Raw genomic sequence first — 18,049 nt, forward strand, 5'->3', positions numbered from 1 at the left:
GCTAGCGCCTGCTCTCGTCGGCGAGCTGGTCCGCCGACTGCTGCGCACCAGGGGCGTCGGGGTCGACATTCTGCTGTTCCAGCTGCGCCTCCTCGGTGAGCTGCTCTTCGGTCGGTTCCCTGGCATCCGTCGGCACGCCTACCGGCTTGTCATTTTGGTGCTGATCCACGCGGGGCCTTTCTGAGCGGCTTGAGTGTCTGCACTCAGGGTCTCCCCGTTCAGGCCCTTCGAAACCCGGTTACGGTCGAACCATGGATTTCGAGGAATACCGGAAATACGACGCCACCGGGCTGGCCAAACTCGTCGCCGATAAGGAAGTGACGCCGGCGGAGCTGCTCTCGCTGGCTCGGGACCGGGCGTCGGCGGTGAATCCCCGGATCAACGCCATCGTGCGCGACATCCCCGCCGCTCCCGATGAACAGCCGACCGGTCCGTTCGCCGGCGTTCCGTTCCTGATCAAGGACATCGCGCAGGACTACGCCGGCCTGCCCACCTCGCAGGGGTCTCGCGCGCTGATGTCGACTCCTGTCGCCGAGCACGCGACCGTCGTCCAGCGCTGGCTCGACGCGGGGCTGGTGATCTTCGGAAAGACCAACCTGCCGGAATTCGGGGCGAAGGGGATCACCGAGCCCGACGCCTGGGGGCCGGCGCGCAACCCGTGGAATCTGCAGCGGACGCCGGGTGGGTCGTCGGGCGGTTCGGCGGCCGCCGTCGCGGCCGGGGTCGTGCCCTGCGCGGGCGCGAACGATGGTGGTGGGTCGATACGGATCCCCGCGGCGTGCTGTGGGTTGGTCGGTCTGAAGCCGGGTCGCGGGCTGACGCCGCTGGGCCCGGCGACGGCCGAGGCAATGCATGGTGCCGCCGTGCAGGGCGTTGTTTCCCGAACGGTGCGTGACACCGCGGCAATGCTCGATGTCATCAGCGGCGGGGAGCCGTTCGGGCCGTACTTGCCGGGCTTGCCCGACGAACCCTTCGCCTCCCAGGTCGGCCAGGATCCGCCGAAGCTGCGGATTGGGGTCCGCGTTCCGTCGGCGATCAACCCGAAACCCCACGCCGAAGCATTCGCGGCGGTCGAGGCGACCGTGCGCGCCCTGACCGATCTCGGGCACCACGTGGACGAACTGCCCCAGGCCCCGTACGACGATGCCGCGCTTGCCCGCGACTTCCTGTTGACCTGGTTCGTCCATCTGGCCTGGGATGTCGAGCAGGCCAAGCGGCTCACCGGCGCGGGCAATGAGTCGTTCGAGCGCGACACCCTGATCATGTCCGCGATCGGCCGGGCGACCAGCGGTGTGGATTATGTGGACGCCGTCGAACGGCGCCACGAGCACACCCGACGGCTGACCACCTTCTTCGAGTCCTACGACTTGCTGATGACCCCGACGCTGGCGACTCCGCCGCCCAGGATCGGTGAGTTCGACCTGCCCGCCGTGCTGCAGCGTGCATCGGACGCGCTGATCAAGACGCGTACCGCGAGCCTGCTTCGGTACACCAAGATCGTCGACGACCTGGTGGACAAGAACCTGGGCTGGGTCCCCTACACCCAACTGGCCAACCTCACCGGCCGCCCGGCGATGTCGCTGCCGCTGCATTGGACCGCCGACGGCATCCCGCTGGGTGTGCAGTTCAATGCGCCGCTGGGCGGCGAGGCGGTGTTGATCCGGCTGGCCGCTCAGCTCGAGCAGGCCGTTCCTTGGGCCGACCGGGTCGCGCCGTTGTAACCAGCGGTCATCGTCGGCGTAGCGGATGACACCGCGAATGTTGCGGGCTGCCAATACGTCCCGGTAGCCCAACCCCGGCGGGACGAATCCGCGATCAGTACCAGTTTTCGTACCGTAACGTCTACGGTAAAGGTGAACAGCTGCCGGGTCGAAGAGAGGTGCAACGGTGCCGGAAGTTCTTGCGCGACATGACCAAGCGCGGCCCGACATCGATTTGACCGACGGGGCTTTCTACGCCGGCGATTCACGCTCGTACTACAAGTGGATGCGTGAGCACGAGCCGGTGTTTCGCGACAGTAGGGGCCTGGCCGCCGCGGCCAGCTACCAAGCGGTGATCGAAGCCGAACGCAACCCCGAGGTGTTCTCCAATGCGGGCGGAATCCGGCCCGACCAGGCCGCGCCACCGATGATGATCGCAATGGACGACCCGCAGCATCTGCTGCGCCGCAAACTCGTCAACGCCGGCTTCACCCGCAAGCGGGTCAAGGACCGCGAGCAGTCGATCGGCGCCCTCTGCGACGCACTGATCGATGCGGTGTGTGAGCGGGGTGAGTGCGACTTCGTCCGGGACCTCGCTGCTCCGCTGCCGATGGCCGTGATCGGCGACATGCTGGGGGTGCTGCCCAAGGAACGCGAGATGTTCCTGCGCTGGTCCGACGACATGGTCAGCTTCCTCAGCAGCACCACCGACGAGCAGGATTTCCAGGTCTCAGTGGACGCCTTCGCCGCCTACACCGAATACATGACAAGCATGATCGCGGCGCGCAAGGCCGAGCCGACCGACGACCTGGTGAGCGTGCTGGTGCATGCGGAAGTGGACGGGGAGCAGCTGGCCGACCACGAGATCGTCACCGAGGTGCTGCTGCTGCTGATCGGCGGTGACGAGACCACGCGCCACACCTTGTCCGGCGGCACCGCCCAGCTGTTGCGCGAACCGGAGCAGCATCAGCGGCTGGTGCGCGATCCGCAGCTGTTGCCGGCCGCGGTCGAGGAGATGCTGCGCTGGACGTCGCCGGTGAAGAACATGGCGCGCACGGTGACCGCCGACATCGACTTTCACGGGGCGCAGCTCAGGCAGGGCGAAAAGATCATCCTGCTGTTCGAATCGGCGAACTTCGACGAGACGGTCTTCGATGACCCGGAGAGCTTCCGGATCGACCGGCACCCCAACAATCACATGGCTTTCGGCTTCGGCACCCATTTCTGCCTCGGCAATCAACTGGCACGCCTGGAGCTGTCGATGATGCAGGAACGGCTGTTGCAGCGGCTGCCCGATTTGCGGCTGGCTTCGGATTCTCCGCTGCCGCTACGCCCGGCGAACTTCGTCAGCGGGCTGGAAAGCATGCCGGTCCAGTTCACCCCGTCCGCGCCGATCGGTCGGTAGCGGTTTTCGCGGACCGCCAACCAGGCCGGATGACCAGCGTTAAGCTGCTCGGTGGCCTCGGGACAGCCTCGACGGGCCAGCACCACTGCGCGTGGCGGCGATGGGGAATCGACGATGACTGCGATCTTTAGCCGGTGGCGACGGGCCGACCAGTATGACTGGCTCTCCGGTTATCTGGCTGCGCGGGGAATCAGCGGTGCCACCCGTGCCTTGATGGCGTTCATCTCCGCGTCGATGGTGTTGTGCCTCTTCGCGCTGATGGCGGGGTCGGACGGACCGCGCGGATCGGTGCCGATCGCGATGACGTGGGCCGCGGTCGCCCTGGGTGTCGCGGCGACGTTGCTCTGGATCTGGCGCTGGCCGACACGCACCCAGTCGGTGGCCTTCGCGGTCAGCTGCAATACCGCGGTCGCGCTGGCCTGCTTGGCGCATCCCAACCCGCTGGCCGCGTTGATCGGGTGCATCGCTTTCGCCACCTTCGGCGCCTACATCGCGTTCTTCCACACCACGGCCTTCGTGCTCTACAACTTTGCGGTGGCCGCGGCGGTCGCCGGCTACGAAGCCGTCCAGCTGGGGTCCTCCGGGCACCCGTCCCTGGCCGGGGTGGACCTGTGGCTGGTACTCGAGGTCAACATCGCGCTGCCGTTGGCGATCCGGATCCTCGTGCGGGCGCTGTCGGGCGACCTGCTCCGTGCCGACCGCGATCCGCTGACCGGGCTGCTGAATCGACGCGCGTTCCAGCACAACGCCTTGGGGATGATGCTGGCCCGCCGCGGCATCGACGCGCACCTTGTGGTCCTGGTGATCGACCTGGACAACTTCAAGGGGCTCAACGACAACCGCGGTCATGCGGCCGGTGACCACGCGCTGGTCCAGGTGGGCCAGGCATTGCTGGCCGCCGCCGACGACCAGGCCGTAGTGGCGCGCAGCGGCGGCGAGGAGTTTCTGGTGGCCGGCACGGCGGCCAAATGCAACGCCGAATCGTTGGCGACGCAGATGTGCCTGGCCGTGGCGGGCTCGACCGCCGAAGTCACGGCCAGCATCGGCACCGCATGCGCCCTGCTGGACGACGCACCGGCAGGCGACCATCAGGCTTTGCTGGAGCGGCTGATCACCGACTCCGACGCCGCGATGTACCAGGCGAAGCGCCTGGGCGGGAATCAGTGGTACCACCACGACCTGTGCTGAGCGGTGTGCGACCATCGACGCGTGGCGGATCAGCTGGTCGAGATGATGAATGCGAGTCTGGCGTCGACGATTCCGATCGCCGACCGCATGGGGGTGCGGGTGATCGAAGCGGGGCGCGGTTTCGCCGCGACCAGTGTTCCGGTCGAGGGCAACGGCAACCACTTCGGCGTCATCTATGCCGGCGTGCAGTTCACCGTGGCTGAGATCCTCGGTGGCATCATCGCGTTGTCCACATTCGATGCCGCCAAGTACTTCCCGCTGGTGAAGAACGTCGACATCTCTTTCGTCGGCATGGCGACCACGCCGCTGCGCGCGGAGGCCAAGCTGGACGAAGAGACCATCGCGCGCGTCCAGGCCGAGGCCGAGGAAAAGGGCAAAGCCGACTACACGCTGGAGGCGGTGGTCACCGACGCGGCCGGGGCCGTGGTCGCCACCACCAAGGGGCTGTATCAGCTGCGCGCACATCGTCGCTGAAGCGCACATCGTCGCTGAAGTTGACGGTGCCGGGCTCACGCCTCTCGGCAAGTGGTCGCTCGAAGCGACGGTTCTGATGTGGTACCCGGGGGAATCTCCGGCACCGCCGATCTCGTCAACCGGCGGGAGCGCCGGGATATTCCGGGATCTTCCGGGACCGCCGAGCGGTTTATCACCCCGGCACGCCGGGTAACAACGTTTGCAGCGACTTCACTCGATGGCGGGCCAAGAGTTGTCGGACGTGTAACCGGATAAGCAAGGAACTGACCGTGAGCGCCAGACACCGCCTCCTCGCAGGATCAAAATCCAGATGTCCCGGTGTAGGCGCGGCAGCATTCTCCGCATCCCTGCTGGCCGTGGCGTTGTTCGCGGCGCTGCTCAGCGGCCCGTTGTTCCTTTCCGCCGATGGCGCCGCCGAGGGACCCGCGGCCCCCGGTGCGGCCCCGCCGGCCGAGAGCCAGTTCAGCCAGGAAGGAACACTCGTCGCCGTCTCGGCCGAGTCGTTGACGGCACGCAGTGCCGACGGCTACGTCCAAACCTACGTCGTGACCCCAGACACACTGGCGATCACCAAGGGGGGAAGTGCACCGATTGGCAACGCACCCGCTTTCTCGGTCAACGACGAAGTCGCAATCGTCGGGACGATCCAGAACGGGACACCGATGGTTACCGCAGTCGCACACCGCGGCATGGCGCAAGGGGACGCTCGACCGATGGATTTCCTCGATGGAGCCGAGAACTGATTGTGGCCGAACAGTAACGCGGACAACGTTATCGCCCGCCCTGCCGATGGGTATCCCTGAACTATGAGCGTTCTGACATCCACCGCCGTCCACCCGGTTCGGCTGACTTGCGCGGGTGCAGCCGACGCCACGACGGCGGCGGCGTGGCGCCGCTTCCTGGACCGCTGGCTGGAACAGCGGGTGCAGGGACCGGCGGAGATCCGCGAAGACATCGTCCTGAGTGTGAACGAAGCGCTGGCCAACTGCGTGGAGCACGCCTACCGCGGCCACCGCGCGGTTGGCGGAATGCGCCTGTACGCCAGTTACGATCCTGCCGCGCACACCATCAGCGTGCGCGTCAGCGACCGGGGGACCTGGCATCGTCCGGTGCGCCGCCACCCGGATGACCCGTTTGCGTCCCGGGGCATCATGCTCATGCATACGCTGGCCGACCACTGCACCATCAACGCCCGCAGCACGGGTACCACCGTCTCACTGGATTACGCCATCCCAGCGGAATCTGTTGGGAAAGCCGATGATTGAGCGGACGCGCGGAATACCGCGGTGATCTTGGCGACCCGGTCGTCCTCGCGCAGGCCCTCCAGCGTTGCTGGAAGCGGCTGCCGCCAGTTGGGGTATTCGTCAACTGTGCCAGGCAGATTGGGTTGACGGGTCTCGCCGATCACGTCATAGGGTGAGATCAGCTTCAACCGGCTCGGGGTGGCCGCGAGGAAGCGGTGCATCGCCACGATGATCGCCGTCTCGTCGGGCTCGGCCGCGGAATGCCCAGCGGGCAACAGGTTTTCGGAGCGCAGCAGCGCCAACCACTCGGCGCGTTCCCGGGCTGGTCCGGCCTCCTGGGCCGGCACGTCGTCAAGCAGCCCAAGTTCGGCGCGCGCCCGCACGTGCTCGCCGCGCAGGAAGCCGGCCGCGGTGGGCAGGTCGTGGGTGGAAAGGCTGGCCGCCGCCCTCGACGGCCACCTCGCCGACGGCAGCAGGGGTTCGTCGGGCGCGGACTCGTCGCGGGTGAACCACGACACCGCGCAGCCGAGCATCCCGTTGTCGGCCAAGGCCTGGGTGACCTCGGGTTCCACAGTGCCCAGGTCCTCGCCGACGACCGTGGCCTTGGCCCGGTGAGCTTCCAGGGCAAGGACGGCCAACATCACGTCGGCGTCATAGTGCACGTAGGTGCCGCGGTCCGGGCCGTCGCCGGGTGGAATCCACCACAGCCGCCACAGGCCCGCGACGTGGTCGATCCGCAGCCCGTCGGCGTGCACCAGCACCGCCCGGACCATGTCCCGCAGGGCGGCATAGCCGGTTTGGGCCAACCGATCCGGCCGCCAGGGCGGCAGCCCCCAGTCCTGGCCGCGTGGGGTGAAGTTGTCGGGCGGTGCGCCCACGCTGACCCCGGTCGCCAGTACATCGGCCAGGGCCCAAGCGTCGGCCCCTTCCGGGTCCACACCCACGGCGAGGTCGTGCAGGACACCGAGCGCCATCCCAGCGTCGCGGGCCGCTTGCCGTACCGCCAGCAACTGTTCAGCGCACCGCTGCTGCACCCAGGCGTGAAATGCCAGCCGAGGAGCCAACTCTCGGCGCGCCGCTGCCACGGCCGGTCCGTTGACATCGTGCAGCGCCTCCGGCCAGCGGGTCCAGCGGCCGCCGTGGACCTCGGCCAGCGCGCAGTAGGTAGCGAAGTCGCGCAGCCCGTCGGCGCCGAAGGAGTCGTCCAGCGCGGCGGGCCGGCCCGCGGCGCGCCAGAGCAGCTCCAGCGCCGAGCGCTTGGCGGCCCAGACCAGATCGTGGTCGATCCGCGGGGTGGTTGACGACACCCGCAGCGCATCGACCTCGGCGCGGGTGACGGCGTCGGCCCGGCGGTAGACGTCGAGGTCTTCGATGCGTAGCGCCAGCGGGTTGGCGAAGCGCCGACTGGACGGCGTATAGGGCGATGGCTGGACCGGATGGGTGGGACCCGGCGCGTGCAGCGGGTTCAGCAATACCGCGCCTGCCCCGTGCTCGGCGGCCGTCCACGTCAGGAAATCCTTGAGGTCCCCGAGGTCGCCGATGCCCCAGGAGCGGGCCGAGCGCAGCGCGTAGAGCTGCAGCATCCAGCCCCAGGTGGAGGGGGTGGGCGGGACCTGAGGCGGAGCTGCGACCACGGTGACTTCCTGCCCGTCCCGGGTGTGCAGCCGGTACCAGCCCGGGGACAGTTCGCCCGGCAGCTCGTCGCGCACCTCGGTGTGGCTGCCATCCTCGCCGGTCAGCAGGCGGGCCCCGGGTACGGACCGCGGCTGCCCGGTGCGCACGGCGATGGTGGCCGGCAGCACACCGGCGCGGTCACGTTCCTCGAGCCGGGCCAGCTCGCGGCGCCGGTCGCCCTCGGTGGCTGCGTCCACATCCAGCAGACCCAGCACCCGGACCACGACGTCGGCGTCGACCTCTACCGGTTCACGTCGTTCATTGCGGTAGGAGGTGGCCACCCCGTGCGCGGCGGCGAGCCGGCGCAGGTCTTCAGGTATCGCGCGCTGCGTTAGGGACACCGCGCAGGTATACCCGCAGTCCGTCCGCTCACACGCAAATTGCCTGCCGCCGTGGCGGTTTGCCCATCAAAGTTCGTCGGAGAAGTCCGCGGTGAGCCAGCGGTCCGGGCGGACGGAGAACATCACGGTCGGCTGACCTTCGAGACTACGCACAAACGCGCGCCCGCCCTCCTCACCGAGGTACCGGATGGCGATCGCCTCCTGCACGTCGTCGGGAGCGGGCGTGGTGGTGTCCACCACCGTGCCCTCGACGATGACGTATTGGTACGGCGGATCTTCGCGTTGCACAACAAGTGTCACCGCACCGGCCCCCTCGATCAGCCGGGCCTTTCGCGTCGTAGGGCCGGTGGTGAAGCGAACGAGCCCGTCGGCGTAGTCGTACCAGATGGGCGCGCTGGCCGGCGGGCGGCCACCGCCGGAGTCGATCGAAAGCACCGCGACGTGCTTTTCGGCGAGAAACGCTTCACGTTCGGCTTCGGTCAAGGATTTCATGTGCGGTGGAACACAGTGAACTCACAGCGCTATTCCCCGGCGTCGGATTCGCGCCGAGCGTGGGCCTCGGTAGGTGAATCGACGGGCGGTCTCACGTCGGGGCATGCATAGGCCCCACGTTCGACGGACTTCACCGTCAGAGTCGGCCCAGCAACTCGGCCTTCTTGGCCGCGAACTCCTGATCTGACAAGATGCCCCGATCGTGCAGCCCGGCCAGGGACTCGATGGCCGCAACGATGTCCGCGGCATCCCCGGAGCGGCTGGCCTGCTGTTGCGGCGCGGGTGCGGCGGTCGGTGTTTCGGCGACCTGCTGTGCCCCGAGTTCCTGCAGGCTTGACACGTCGAAGGTGCCGAACTGGCTGGTGAAGGTGACCGTGCCCGCCCCGCCGCTCTGCTGCTGCTGCACGCCGGTGATGTGGTGCTCACCGGTGTCGAAAACTCTCGTGGCACCGTTGACCTGTATCGCCAACCGCCGGGTGCCGGGAAAGATCGCGTAGCGCGCGCTGTTCTGCCCACCTGACGAACTCGGCACACCCAAATCGGCCGGCCACCAGTTGCCGGAGGTGAAACCCTGAGCCTGAGCTTGTCCGCTGGGCGCGGCGAACACGGTGGCCGACGAAAGCAGTTGGGACAATTCGCTGCACAGCGCGTCGACGCGCGCCTTCAGCGCGTTGTCGAACATGTTGCCGACCATCGTCATTCCGCCCCGCATCCACTGACCCGATCCGCCCAACTCGGGGATGTTGAACTGTGCCATGGCGCCACCGCCGGCGTGCAGGGCGAACAGCAACGCCAGCGCCGCCTCCCGCGAGATGCCATGGCGCTGCGCGATCTCGGTGACGGCGATTTCCGCCTCGGGGGTGACCGTTGCCTTCATGAGTTGCGAGTCTTTCATTCGGGATACCGGATTCAGCTTACGGAAGCAGCCTGGACGTGGCTCGAATCGAATACCCCGGGTCGACGTCAGTAAAAACCACCGCCGCCGCAAAGTCTTGTGCGTCACATGGGCAGCCCATAGGGTTGGCCGCGACTTGTAGTCGCCCGACTACAGCGCCCGACGTCCCCTCGGAGGATCTTGCGTGAGCCCTACCCCACCGACGGACGCCCCCAACGTCGTGGTGATCGTGCTCGATGACCTCGGTTTCGCCCAATTCGGCTGCTACGGTTCGGATATCGCGACGCCCACCATCGACCGGCTGGCCGGGGATGGCCTGCGCTACAACCGGTTTCACGTGACCGCGTTGTGTTCTCCCACCCGGGCGGCGTTGTTGACCGGCCGCAACCACCACGCGGTGGGCATGGGGTTTCTCGCCGATCTGCCCACGTCACACCCGGGATACACCTCCCGCCTGCCGCGCTCGGCAGCCGCATTACCGCGGTTGCTGCGCGATGCCGGTTGGAGCACGTTGGCCGTGGGCAAATGGCATCTGGTGCCACGGGGGCAACTCGGGGGCGCCGGGCCATTCGACCAGTGGCCGCTGGGGTTGGGTTTCGAACGCTTCTACGGTTTCCTTCGCGGTGACGCCAATCAGTGGGCACCCGAACTGATTCGGGACAATTCGTTCGTCGAGGCACCCACCCGCGACGGTTACCACCTGACCGAGGACCTCGCCGACGAAGCCATCCGGATGGTGCTCAACCAGCAGGCCGGTGCGCCGGGTAAACCGTTCTTCCTGTACTTCGCCACCGGCGCCATGCACTCGCCACACCATGTGGACCGCTCGTGGGCCGACGCCTATGCCGGCCGATTCGACGACGGCTGGGACCGGTGGCGCGACGCACTCTTCGCCCGGCAACTCGAATCGGGGGTCGTGCCCGCCGCCACCACGCTGACAGCCCGGCCGTCGTGGGTACCGGCCTGGGACAGCCCGAGCGCCGACGAGCGCCGACTGTACGCCCGCATGCATGAGGTGTACGCCGGATTCCTCAGTCACACCGACGCGCAGATCGGCCGCGTGGTAGCTGCTCTGGATCGGATCGGACAGCTGGAGAACACGCTGATCTTCGTGCTGTCGGACAACGGCGCCAGCGCCGAGGGCGGTGTGACGGGCACCGTCAACGAACACCGGTTCACCCACCGCATCCGCGACAACCTCGCCGATAACCTCGCACTCCTCGACAACTGGGGTGGCACCGATACCTACCCGCACTATGCGTGGGGCTGGGCCTGGGCGGGCAACACGCCGTTTCGGCTGTGGAAGCGCTACACCTGGCTCGGCGGGACCCGCGTTCCGTTTATTGCCCATTGGCCCAAACACATTCGCGACGGCGGGGGCGTACGCCCGCAATTCGGTCACGCGATCGACCTGCTGCCGACGGTGCTCGACGCGTGCGGCGTGAGGGCGCCCGAGGCGGTCTACGGCATCATCCAAACGCCGGTGCAGGGCGCTAGCCTGCTGCCCACCTTCACCGACCCGTCCGCTCCCGACCCGCGCTCGGTGCAGTACTTCGAGATGCTCGGGTCGCGCGCCATCTTCGTTGACGGCTGGAAGGCCACCACCGATCACGTCTCCACCGGCCTCATGGACGAAGACCTCTTGCTGCCCGGGAGCCGCGACTTCGACCAGGACACCTGGTCGCTGTTCGACCTCGACGAAGACTTCTCCGAATCGCACGACGTCGCCGCCGAACACCCCGACCTGCTCGAGCGGCTGAAGCGGCAGTGGTCGGCCGAAGCCGACGCGAATAACGTGCTGCCGTTGCTGGATTCACTGGTGGGGCGGTTGGCGGCCTTCGTACCGCCGCAATATCCCATCGGCCAGACGGTGACGCTGTATCCGCAGGCCGGCCCGGTGTCCGATGAGGCGATACCCCTGCTGGCCGGCGGGGGCCGGATCATCGCCGACGTGGAGGTGGCCGACTCCGCGCCCAGTGGAGTGCTGTTCGCAATCGGTGACCACAACGGCGGCCTGGCCGGTTACGTCGTCGACGGCAGGCTCACGGTGACCCTGGCGCTGCCCGGCGGTTCCCTGAAAGTGCAAGCAAGCCAACCACTTCCGGCCGGTCGGCACTTGGTGGGATGTGTGCTTTGCCTGGTGTCGGGCGGGGTGCGGGCCGAAGCGGTAGTCGACGACGCCGTGGTGGCCACCGCCACGTCCGAACACACGCTGCCGTTCGTCTGGCAGCACGGCGGCACCCGCATCACGCTCGGCTACGACCGCGGCCTGCCGGTGAGCCGCGATTATCAACCACCGTTCGCGTGGAACGGCGCCCTGCACTCGGTCACCGTGCACGGCGGTGACTCCGAACCCAACCAGCTGGAGGCCCTGCGCGGCGCGCTGGCAGCGGAGTGAACGCTGGAATCGATCCCGGAATGGATGCGCCGTCCCGATGTGTTGAGAACTCGTATGGCTGATCAAATCGAACTGAGTCCCACCGACTGGGTACGCAAGCAGACCGAAAAGATCCTGGAGCAGGGCACCACCGATGGCGTCGAGATCTTCGACAAGCCCGTCGTCCTGGTGACCATCACCGGAGCGAAGACCGGAAAGCAGCGATATGTGCCGTTGATGCGCGTCGAGAAGGACGGCCGCTACGCGATCGTGGCGTCCAAAGGCGGCGCACCGGCGCACCCGTCCTGGTATTTCAACCTCAAGGCGAACCCGACTGTGACGCTGCAGGACGGGGAGAAGGTGGTCACCCTGACGGCGCGTGAGCTGGAGGGGACCGAGCGCGAGGAATGGTGGCGGCTGGCGGTCGAGGCCTACCCGCCGTACGCGGAGTACCAGACCAAGACGGACCGGCTCATCCCCGTCTTTGTGCTGGAATAGCGGAACTCAGCGCGGGTTTTGCTCGCCCGCCTCTACCGCGACCGGCAGGCGGTTCTCGGGTGGCGCCACGGGGCACGTGGCGTAGTCGGTGAACGAGCACGGCAGGTTGGACGCCCGGTTGAAGTCCAGCGTCACCTTGCCGTCCTCGTCCGGCAGGGCCACCGAAAGCGACCGCGCGCCAGGGTAGGTGGTGACACCGCTGGTCTCGTCGGTGAACAGCACCTGCAGCCCACCGTCTTTGCCACCGAACGCGACCAGCCGCAGTGCAATGCCGGCCAGTTCGAAGTCGATGACGCCGACCGCATTGAGGTGGTGCCGAAGTCCTTCCACCACCGCGCCGGTGGTGACCGTTTCCGGCTGTTGGTACGGGCTGAAAACGCCTGGCACGCGCCACTGTTCGCGGGGTGGATAGGTGGGTATGCCGCGGTATTCCAGCAGGTGCGGTGATCGGGGATCGTGGATCCGCAACGCCGCGGCGCCGGTCCGGCGGATCACTTCGACGCGGCGCTCCCCGACGTCGACCAGCAGCCCCGGTGCTCCCTCGACGGGCTCGAGCCGGTCGGCTCCGTCGATGCCCGTTACGTAGACGGCGTCCGCGCCGGCCCGCCAGCGGCCCGGCAGGTCGGCGACCGTCTCGAATTCTTCGGTGAGCCAATACAAGCCGGTCAGGCTCACCCAGCCCAGTGGGTCGCGGAAATAGGCCTCGCGCTCGGCGTGCCAGCGTTCCCACGCCGCCTCGAACGTGTCGGTCTCTGTTTGGGCCTCTCGATGCGTTCCCGTAGTCATCGTTGTCTTGCTCCTTCACGTACATCGGGATGGCCTGAACCCGCCGAGCGTCACACCAGGGCGGCGCTCAGCGGTGACCGGCACGCTGATGTGACGCTCGGCGCAACGATAGGCCCGCAGCGTTCATTCCCCGCAATCTGGCCGACGTCGACCTTGAGTGCGCCGGTACGTCTGCGTACCGTGTCGGCAGAAGGGAGGCGGTGTTGGTTTCAGCGACGACGGACATAGTGGCCACCGCGTCGGCGGCCGGCGGCCGGGCCGTTGTGTACCGCCGCGGTGCCGGCCGACCCACGCAGCGCGAGACGCGGGTAGCCGGATGAGCCTGTCCAGGGATTTCGACGTGCGCGGCCGGGTACTGGAGGCGGGTGAGCTGCCGGCCTGGCTGTCAGAACACAGCCTGGGCAACCGGTTCGGTTTGACCGTCGCCGGCACCGGTACTGGATGCGACGCGCGGGCCGCGTCCCTGGCGATCGTGGCGGCCGACGGGGACGGTCGATTCCTCGACCTCGCCGCACTGACGCCGGATGACACGGAGGCGTTGGTGTCCTGGCTCGCCGACCCCGGTCCGCCGAAGGCCGTGCACGACGCAACGTGGGCGATGCACGCGCTGGGCCGCCGCGGCTGGGCCCTGCGCGGCATCACTTCCGATACTGTGCTGGCGGCCCGCCTGTTGCGTCCCGAACGTCAATCCGGTTCGCTCAACGAGCTTTTGGTGCACCACATGCGCTGCGCACTTTCGCCGGAAGCCGTCGAGGGAGACAGCCCGCGGGGCTTGATCCTGCAGGCTTGCGCGGTACTCGATCTGGCCGATGTGCTGGACGAGGAGCTCGCGCGCATCGACTCCTCGTCGCTGCTGGGGCGGTTGGAGTTGCCGGCGCAGCGGGTGCTGGCCGAGCTGCAGACGGTAGGCGTCGCTGTGGACCGCCGCATCCTGGGGGCCGCCGCGACCTCGGAACTCGTTGCGGCCGACGGGCGTATCCACACCTTGGCTGTGGGACACCAGGTGCGCGAGGCGGTCGCGGCGGGCGAGGGTTATGCCGAGCTGATGGTCGCGCAATACCGCGATCTGGACACCCGGATCCTGGCGCACTGGGCCGGCGAAGGCGCCGTGGTCGACGAGGCCCGCAGCCTGGGGTACGCCTCGACCGTGCTGGGTCGGCGACACTACCTGCCGGACTTGGACAGCGGTGATCCCCGGGTGCGGGCGGCAGCCGAGCGCGCCGCCGTCGCGATGGCGATCCAGGGCAGCGCCGCCGACATCGTCAAGGTCGCGATGATCGACGTGGACCAGGCGATCAAAGCGGTCGGCCTGACGTCACGCCTGGTGCTGCAGCTGTCGGACGGGCTGGTGTTCGAGGTCGCCGTCGGCGAGCGCGATGACCTGGCCGGCTATGTCCGCGACAGCGTGTGCGGCGCCTACCCGCTGGAGGAGCCGCTCGAGGTGTCGACCGGCTGCGGCCCTACCTTGACCACGGCTCTGTCCCTCATCCGGTCTCACATCCGCGAGTAACGGCTCAGCGCAAAGCTATACAGCCCGTAGGCCGCGAACCCGAACGACGCCAAAGCCAGCAACACCATCCCGATGCGGGTCGCGGCAAGGGTTTTCACGGCGGCATCCAGACCCGCGGCCTTCGCGGGATCGACGTCGACGGACGCCTTGACGACCAGCCCTCCCGCGATGGCCAACACCAGCCCCTCGACGACATAACCGCAGCCGCCGAGCACCGCCACCCCCTTGGGCCGGTCGGTCAGGTCGGAAAGGAATCTCTTCGACGCCCCCTTGTACGCGTGATAGCCGCCGACCACGACCACCGCCACTCCGCCGGCGATCAGGGCCGCCCGGCCCGCCCCCGATTGCATCAACCGGGCGCTCAGGCCGGCGGTCTGTTGACCGCTCGGCTGGCGGTCGCCGAGAGCGAAACGGATCGCGGTCAGGCCCACGCCGCAGTACACCACCATCAATCCCAACGCCTTCAAGCGATTTCCCGCGCTCGCATCCTGCGAGTCGGCGTCGACACCCTCGGCCGGATGCAACCCGATCAACGCCTCGGCGAGTCGCCACAGAGTCAGCGGGATCATCGCGAGGGCCAGACCCCACAGCGCCGCTTCGCCACCGCCGCTGGCCGCCACCGTCGCCAGGGCACCGGATGGATCGGCGTTGGCCGAACTCCCGCACGCGATACGGGCGATCAAGTACGCGATGAGCAGATGGATGACGCCGCTGACGATGAATCCCGTTCTGGCGGCGAATCGTAAGCCATCATGGCGAGTCGCGTCGTGCAGAAGTTTCCACCGCATGACGTCACTCGTTCGCGCCGTCACCTCCACCGTCGGCGGCCGATGACGGATCGGCGGCGAACTCTTTGGAGCTGTCCTCCAGCCCCTCTCCCTCTGCGGCCTGCGGTGGTTGCTCGCCGCCTTCGGGGGGTGGCTGTTCGGCAGTCGTCACGATTTCTCCCTTCCAGGGGTGCGTGTCCCTCTCTGCTACCCGGATCGCGTTCGTGGGAAACCGGGCCGCGGGCGGGGCGTCCGTCCGGCGTGGCCGCTGCTGTTGCAGCTGTGTTTCAATAGCCCATCGACAGCTGGCGGCGGGCTCTTTCCACGATGCGGTTACCGATGGTGCCCGCGGTGGCAACGGCCGCCAATGTGCCGTCGGGCCAGGTGCTGGAATTGCCGGGGCGGGGGAGTACCTACGTCTATGACTCCGGGCCGTGCGACGGACCCACCTACGTCCTGCTGCACTCGCTGGCCTGCACCGGCTTGATGACCTGGTACCCCGCGCTGGAGGCCATCGGGGAATTCGGCCGCGTGGTGATTTTCGACCAGCGCTGCCATGGCCAGGGCATTTCGCCGCCGCGGATGCTATTGGAGGATTGCGCCGACGACGTCGTCGCGCTGGCCGACGTCCTGGGTATCGACAGCTTCGTGCCGGTGGGCTACTCGATGGGGTCGCTGATCGCGCAGCTGGTCTGGCGGCGGCACCGTGAACGGGTGGACGGGCTGGTGTTGTGCGCCGCCGCGGCGGCGGTGAGCCGCGCCCAGTACGAGCGGGTGGCCACCGGGTTGTTCGCGGCACTCATCGAGTCACTCACTCCCGCACCCCGCCGCTGTCAGCCCGCCGGGGCGGTGACCCAAGGCTTCCTGCCCGACCATCAATGGGTGCTCGGCCAGTTTCGCAGCACTTCTGCGGGCGGCATCACCCGCGCGATCGCCGAAGTGGTCCGGTTCGACTCGACCTCGTGGGTCGGCGACATCGACGTGCCGACCGCGGTGGTCGTCACGATGAAGGATCGCGCGTTCGGTGTGGCCCGGCAGAAGTGGCTGGCGGACCGGATTCCGGACGCCGTGATGGTGCCGATCGAGGCGGGCCACGCCGGGTGCACTTTCGCGCCCGCCGCGTTCGTCCCGGGGGTCGTGCAGGCGATCGAATCGGTACACCGTCGGCTTCCCACATGCCACCATGGCAGACGGGCGGTCCCCTAGCTCGGGCGCACTGAGAGGAGCGGTGGTGAAGCGACTCAGTGGTTGGGATGTGCTCATGCTGGCCAGCGAGACGCCCAACGTGCACCAGCACACCCTCAAGGTGGCGATCGTCGATACGTCCGGCTTCCGGGGCACCGCGGGCTCCGAAGGCGGGGCGACATTCGAGGCGTTTCGTGACGTGTTCCGCGACCGGTTGCCGGTTCTCGAGCCGATGCGCTATCAGATGGTGGCCACTCCTTGGCGGGTGCATCGCCCGATCTGGCGCGAAGACGCCGAACTCGACCTCGACTACCACCTGCAGCACGTGCGGGTCCCGCCGCCCGGCGGCCGGCGCCAACTCGACGCTCTGATCGGCGAGATCGCCAGCACGCCGCTGGACCGCGGTCGCCCCCTGTGGCAGTTCTATTACGCGGAGGGGCTGAGCGACCAACGCGTTGGGGTGATCGGCAAGGTGCATCACGTGCTGGCCGACGGCGTCGCTTCGGCGAACTTGATCGCCCGCACGGTGGACTGGCCCGGATCCGAATCCGAGCTGCCGCAGGCTGATTCGGGCTCCCCGGCACCGACGACCCGAGAGGTGCTGCGATTCGCGGCACGTGACCATGCCGCGCGGCTCGCGACGTTGCCGTCGGCCGTTCGGGACGGAGTCGTCGGCGCTTACCGCTTGCAGCGCCGCGCCCGGCACCGCTTGCGGCACCCGGACCTTGCCGGCCGGTTCGATCCGGCGCCCACCTTTCTCAACCACAAGCTTTCGCCCGGACGGACTTTCGCGAGCGCCTCGCTGCCATTGGCCGACGTGAAAGCCCTCAGCAAGAGACTCGAAGTGACCATCAACGATCTGGTGTTGACCGTCGCGGCGGGCGCCCTGCGGCGACTGTTGCGCGATCACGGTGAGGGCGCCGACCGGCCGCTCATCGCCTCGATCCCCACCGCCACCGACACGTCGCCCGACCGGATCACCGGCAACGCCCTGGCCACCATGCTGGTTTCGCTGCCGGTGCAGCTCGCCGACCCGATGGGGCGCCTGGGGCTGATCCGGACGTCGACGCGCATCGCCAAGGAGGATCACCAACTGCTCGGCCCCACGCTGGTGGGCCGGTGGCTGGAATTCGTGCCCCCCACCATCACCCGCGCGACGTTTTCGTGGATGTCGCGGCGTGAGGCACCCAATCAGCTGTTCAACCTGATCGTGTCGAACGTGCCGGGCCCGCGGGAACGCGGTCGCATCGCGGGTGCGGAGATCAGCGAGTTCTATTCGGTGGGCCCGCTGGCCGCGGGGGCCGCGCTGAACCTCACCGTCTGGAGTTATGTCGACCAGCTGAGCGTCTCCGTGCTCTCCGACGACGCCACCCTGACCGACACCCACGAGGTGACCGACGCCTTCGTCGACGCCTTCGCCGAACTGCGGCAGGCGGCGGGATTCCCGGGCGCCGCCGACATCGTTCCGGCGCCGACCGGCTGAGCAGGTGCCGCGGCCGCGGGAGTGGGTACT

17 protein-coding genes and 1 pseudogene are annotated in these 18,049 nt (G+C 68.0%); 11 read left to right on the forward strand and 7 right to left on the reverse strand.

From position 1 onward, the window contains the following. Position 1: 1 nt before the first annotated feature. Positions 2 to 169, reverse strand: coding sequence for a hypothetical protein (locus tag A5645_RS28205; RefSeq protein ID WP_172830559.1), 168 nt, complete (start codon positions 167 to 169; stop codon positions 2 to 4). 82 nt (positions 170 to 251) lie between these two features. Here A5645_RS28205 and A5645_RS17805 point away from each other — a divergent pair, with 82 nt between their 5' ends. The 6 genes from A5645_RS17805 (at position 252) to A5645_RS17830 (ending at position 6,032) form a co-directional block, all read left to right on the forward strand. Continuing rightward, entirely contained in the window at positions 252 to 1,721 is a 1,470-nt protein-coding gene (locus A5645_RS17805; protein WP_065130493.1) for an amidase, read from the forward strand. Between the two features lie 166 nt (positions 1,722 to 1,887). Continuing rightward, positions 1,888 to 3,105 (forward strand): cytochrome P450, encoded by a 1,218-nt coding sequence (locus A5645_RS17810; protein WP_065130494.1) that lies wholly within the window; start codon positions 1,888 to 1,890, stop codon positions 3,103 to 3,105. Positions 3,106 to 3,219: 114 nt separating this feature from the next. Next, positions 3,220 to 4,293 (forward strand): GGDEF domain-containing protein, encoded by a 1,074-nt coding sequence (locus A5645_RS17815; RefSeq protein WP_065130495.1) that lies wholly within the window; start codon positions 3,220 to 3,222, stop codon positions 4,291 to 4,293. 21 nt (positions 4,294 to 4,314) lie between these two features. After that, on the forward strand, positions 4,315 to 4,767 hold the full coding sequence (locus A5645_RS17820) for a PaaI family thioesterase (protein ID WP_331225546.1): 453 nt from the start codon (positions 4,315 to 4,317) through the stop codon (positions 4,765 to 4,767). Between the two features lie 356 nt (positions 4,768 to 5,123). Further along, on the forward strand, positions 5,124 to 5,510 hold the full coding sequence (locus A5645_RS17825; protein WP_253867031.1) for a hypothetical protein: 387 nt from the start codon (positions 5,124 to 5,126) through the stop codon (positions 5,508 to 5,510). Between the two features lie 63 nt (positions 5,511 to 5,573). After that, positions 5,574 to 6,032, forward strand: a complete 459-nt coding sequence (locus tag A5645_RS17830; protein ID WP_065130497.1) for an ATP-binding protein — start codon at positions 5,574 to 5,576, stop codon at positions 6,030 to 6,032. Here A5645_RS17830 and malQ read toward each other — a convergent pair. The 3 genes from malQ to A5645_RS17845 form a co-directional block, all read right to left on the reverse strand. Continuing rightward, the gene (malQ, locus tag A5645_RS17835) at positions 5,990 to 8,026 is read right to left on the reverse strand and encodes a 4-alpha-glucanotransferase (RefSeq protein WP_253867032.1); all 2,037 of its coding nucleotides are present in this window, start codon (positions 8,024 to 8,026) and stop codon (positions 5,990 to 5,992) included. The genes A5645_RS17830 and malQ overlap by 43 nt on opposite strands. Positions 8,027 to 8,092: 66 nt before the next feature. Beyond that, on the reverse strand, positions 8,093 to 8,518 hold the full coding sequence (locus A5645_RS17840; protein WP_065130499.1) for a pyridoxamine 5'-phosphate oxidase family protein: 426 nt from the start codon (positions 8,516 to 8,518) through the stop codon (positions 8,093 to 8,095). Positions 8,519 to 8,654: 136 nt separating this feature from the next. Further along, positions 8,655 to 9,395, reverse strand: coding sequence for an SHOCT domain-containing protein (locus tag A5645_RS17845; RefSeq protein WP_065130536.1), 741 nt, complete (start codon positions 9,393 to 9,395; stop codon positions 8,655 to 8,657). Positions 9,396 to 9,597: 202 nt separating this feature from the next. Between A5645_RS17845 and A5645_RS17850 the strand changes: the two genes are divergently transcribed. Next, complete coding sequence (locus A5645_RS17850) at positions 9,598 to 11,811, forward strand: arylsulfatase (RefSeq protein ID WP_081288415.1); 2,214 nt, start codon at positions 9,598 to 9,600, stop codon at positions 11,809 to 11,811. Between the two features lie 54 nt (positions 11,812 to 11,865). Continuing rightward, the gene (locus A5645_RS17855) at positions 11,866 to 12,288 is read left to right on the forward strand and encodes a nitroreductase family deazaflavin-dependent oxidoreductase (protein ID WP_065130500.1); all 423 of its coding nucleotides are present in this window, start codon (positions 11,866 to 11,868) and stop codon (positions 12,286 to 12,288) included. A 6-nt stretch (positions 12,289 to 12,294) separates the two neighbouring features. Here A5645_RS17855 and A5645_RS17860 read toward each other — a convergent pair whose 3' ends face one another. Then, a complete protein-coding gene (locus A5645_RS17860; RefSeq protein ID WP_065130501.1) occupies positions 12,295 to 13,074 on the reverse strand; it encodes a DUF1684 domain-containing protein in 780 nt (259 codons plus the stop codon). A gap of 334 nt (positions 13,075 to 13,408) precedes the next feature. Between A5645_RS17860 and A5645_RS29125 the strand changes: the two are divergent. Beyond that, a pseudogene (locus tag A5645_RS29125) lies at positions 13,409 to 14,584 on the forward strand (DNA polymerase); the annotation flags it as partial. On the opposite strand, the gene A5645_RS17870 reads toward A5645_RS29125, so the two are convergent. Further along, the gene (locus A5645_RS17870; protein WP_065034406.1) at positions 14,569 to 15,372 is read right to left on the reverse strand and encodes a DUF1206 domain-containing protein; all 804 of its coding nucleotides are present in this window, start codon (positions 15,370 to 15,372) and stop codon (positions 14,569 to 14,571) included. The pseudogene A5645_RS29125 and the gene A5645_RS17870 overlap by 16 nt on opposite strands. A gap of 4 nt (positions 15,373 to 15,376) precedes the next feature. Continuing rightward, the gene (locus A5645_RS27840) at positions 15,377 to 15,523 is read right to left on the reverse strand and encodes a hypothetical protein (protein WP_155768057.1); all 147 of its coding nucleotides are present in this window, start codon (positions 15,521 to 15,523) and stop codon (positions 15,377 to 15,379) included. A gap of 155 nt (positions 15,524 to 15,678) precedes the next feature. Here A5645_RS27840 and A5645_RS17875 point away from each other — a divergent pair, with 155 nt between their 5' ends. Then, the gene (locus A5645_RS17875; RefSeq protein ID WP_065130503.1) at positions 15,679 to 16,557 is read left to right on the forward strand and encodes an alpha/beta fold hydrolase; all 879 of its coding nucleotides are present in this window, start codon (positions 15,679 to 15,681) and stop codon (positions 16,555 to 16,557) included. Between the two features lie 25 nt (positions 16,558 to 16,582). Next, positions 16,583 to 18,019: a WS/DGAT/MGAT family O-acyltransferase gene (locus A5645_RS17880; RefSeq protein WP_065130504.1), complete on the forward strand. Its 1,437-nt coding sequence runs from the start codon at positions 16,583 to 16,585 to the stop codon at positions 18,017 to 18,019. Positions 18,020 to 18,049 lie beyond the last annotated feature (30 nt).

The organism is Mycobacterium asiaticum, from assembly GCF_001673635.1.
GTDB lineage: Bacteria > Actinomycetota > Actinomycetes > Mycobacteriales > Mycobacteriaceae > Mycobacterium > Mycobacterium asiaticum_C.

Excerpts from the sequence above, each read along its gene's own strand:
- A5645_RS17805 (WP_065130493.1), top strand. The coding sequence starts at position 252 with ATGGATTTCGAGGAATACCGGAAATACGACGCCACCGGGCTGGCCAAA.
- A5645_RS17815 (WP_065130495.1), top strand. The coding sequence starts at position 3,220 with ATGACTGCGATCTTTAGCCGGTGGCGACGGGCCGACCAGTATGACTGG.
- A5645_RS17830 (WP_065130497.1), top strand. The coding sequence starts at position 5,574 with ATGAGCGTTCTGACATCCACCGCCGTCCACCCGGTTCGGCTGACTTGC.
- A5645_RS17840 (WP_065130499.1), bottom strand. The coding sequence starts at position 8,518 with ATGAAATCCTTGACCGAAGCCGAACGTGAAGCGTTTCTCGCCGAAAAG.
- A5645_RS17845 (WP_065130536.1), bottom strand. The coding sequence starts at position 9,395 with ATGAAGGCAACGGTCACCCCCGAGGCGGAAATCGCCGTCACCGAGATC.
- A5645_RS17855 (WP_065130500.1), top strand. The coding sequence starts at position 11,866 with ATGGCTGATCAAATCGAACTGAGTCCCACCGACTGGGTACGCAAGCAG.
- A5645_RS17860 (WP_065130501.1), bottom strand. The coding sequence starts at position 13,074 with ATGACTACGGGAACGCATCGAGAGGCCCAAACAGAGACCGACACGTTC.
- A5645_RS17870 (WP_065034406.1), bottom strand. The coding sequence starts at position 15,372 with ATGCGGTGGAAACTTCTGCACGACGCGACTCGCCATGATGGCTTACGA.
- A5645_RS17875 (WP_065130503.1), top strand. The coding sequence starts at position 15,679 with ATGCGGTTACCGATGGTGCCCGCGGTGGCAACGGCCGCCAATGTGCCG.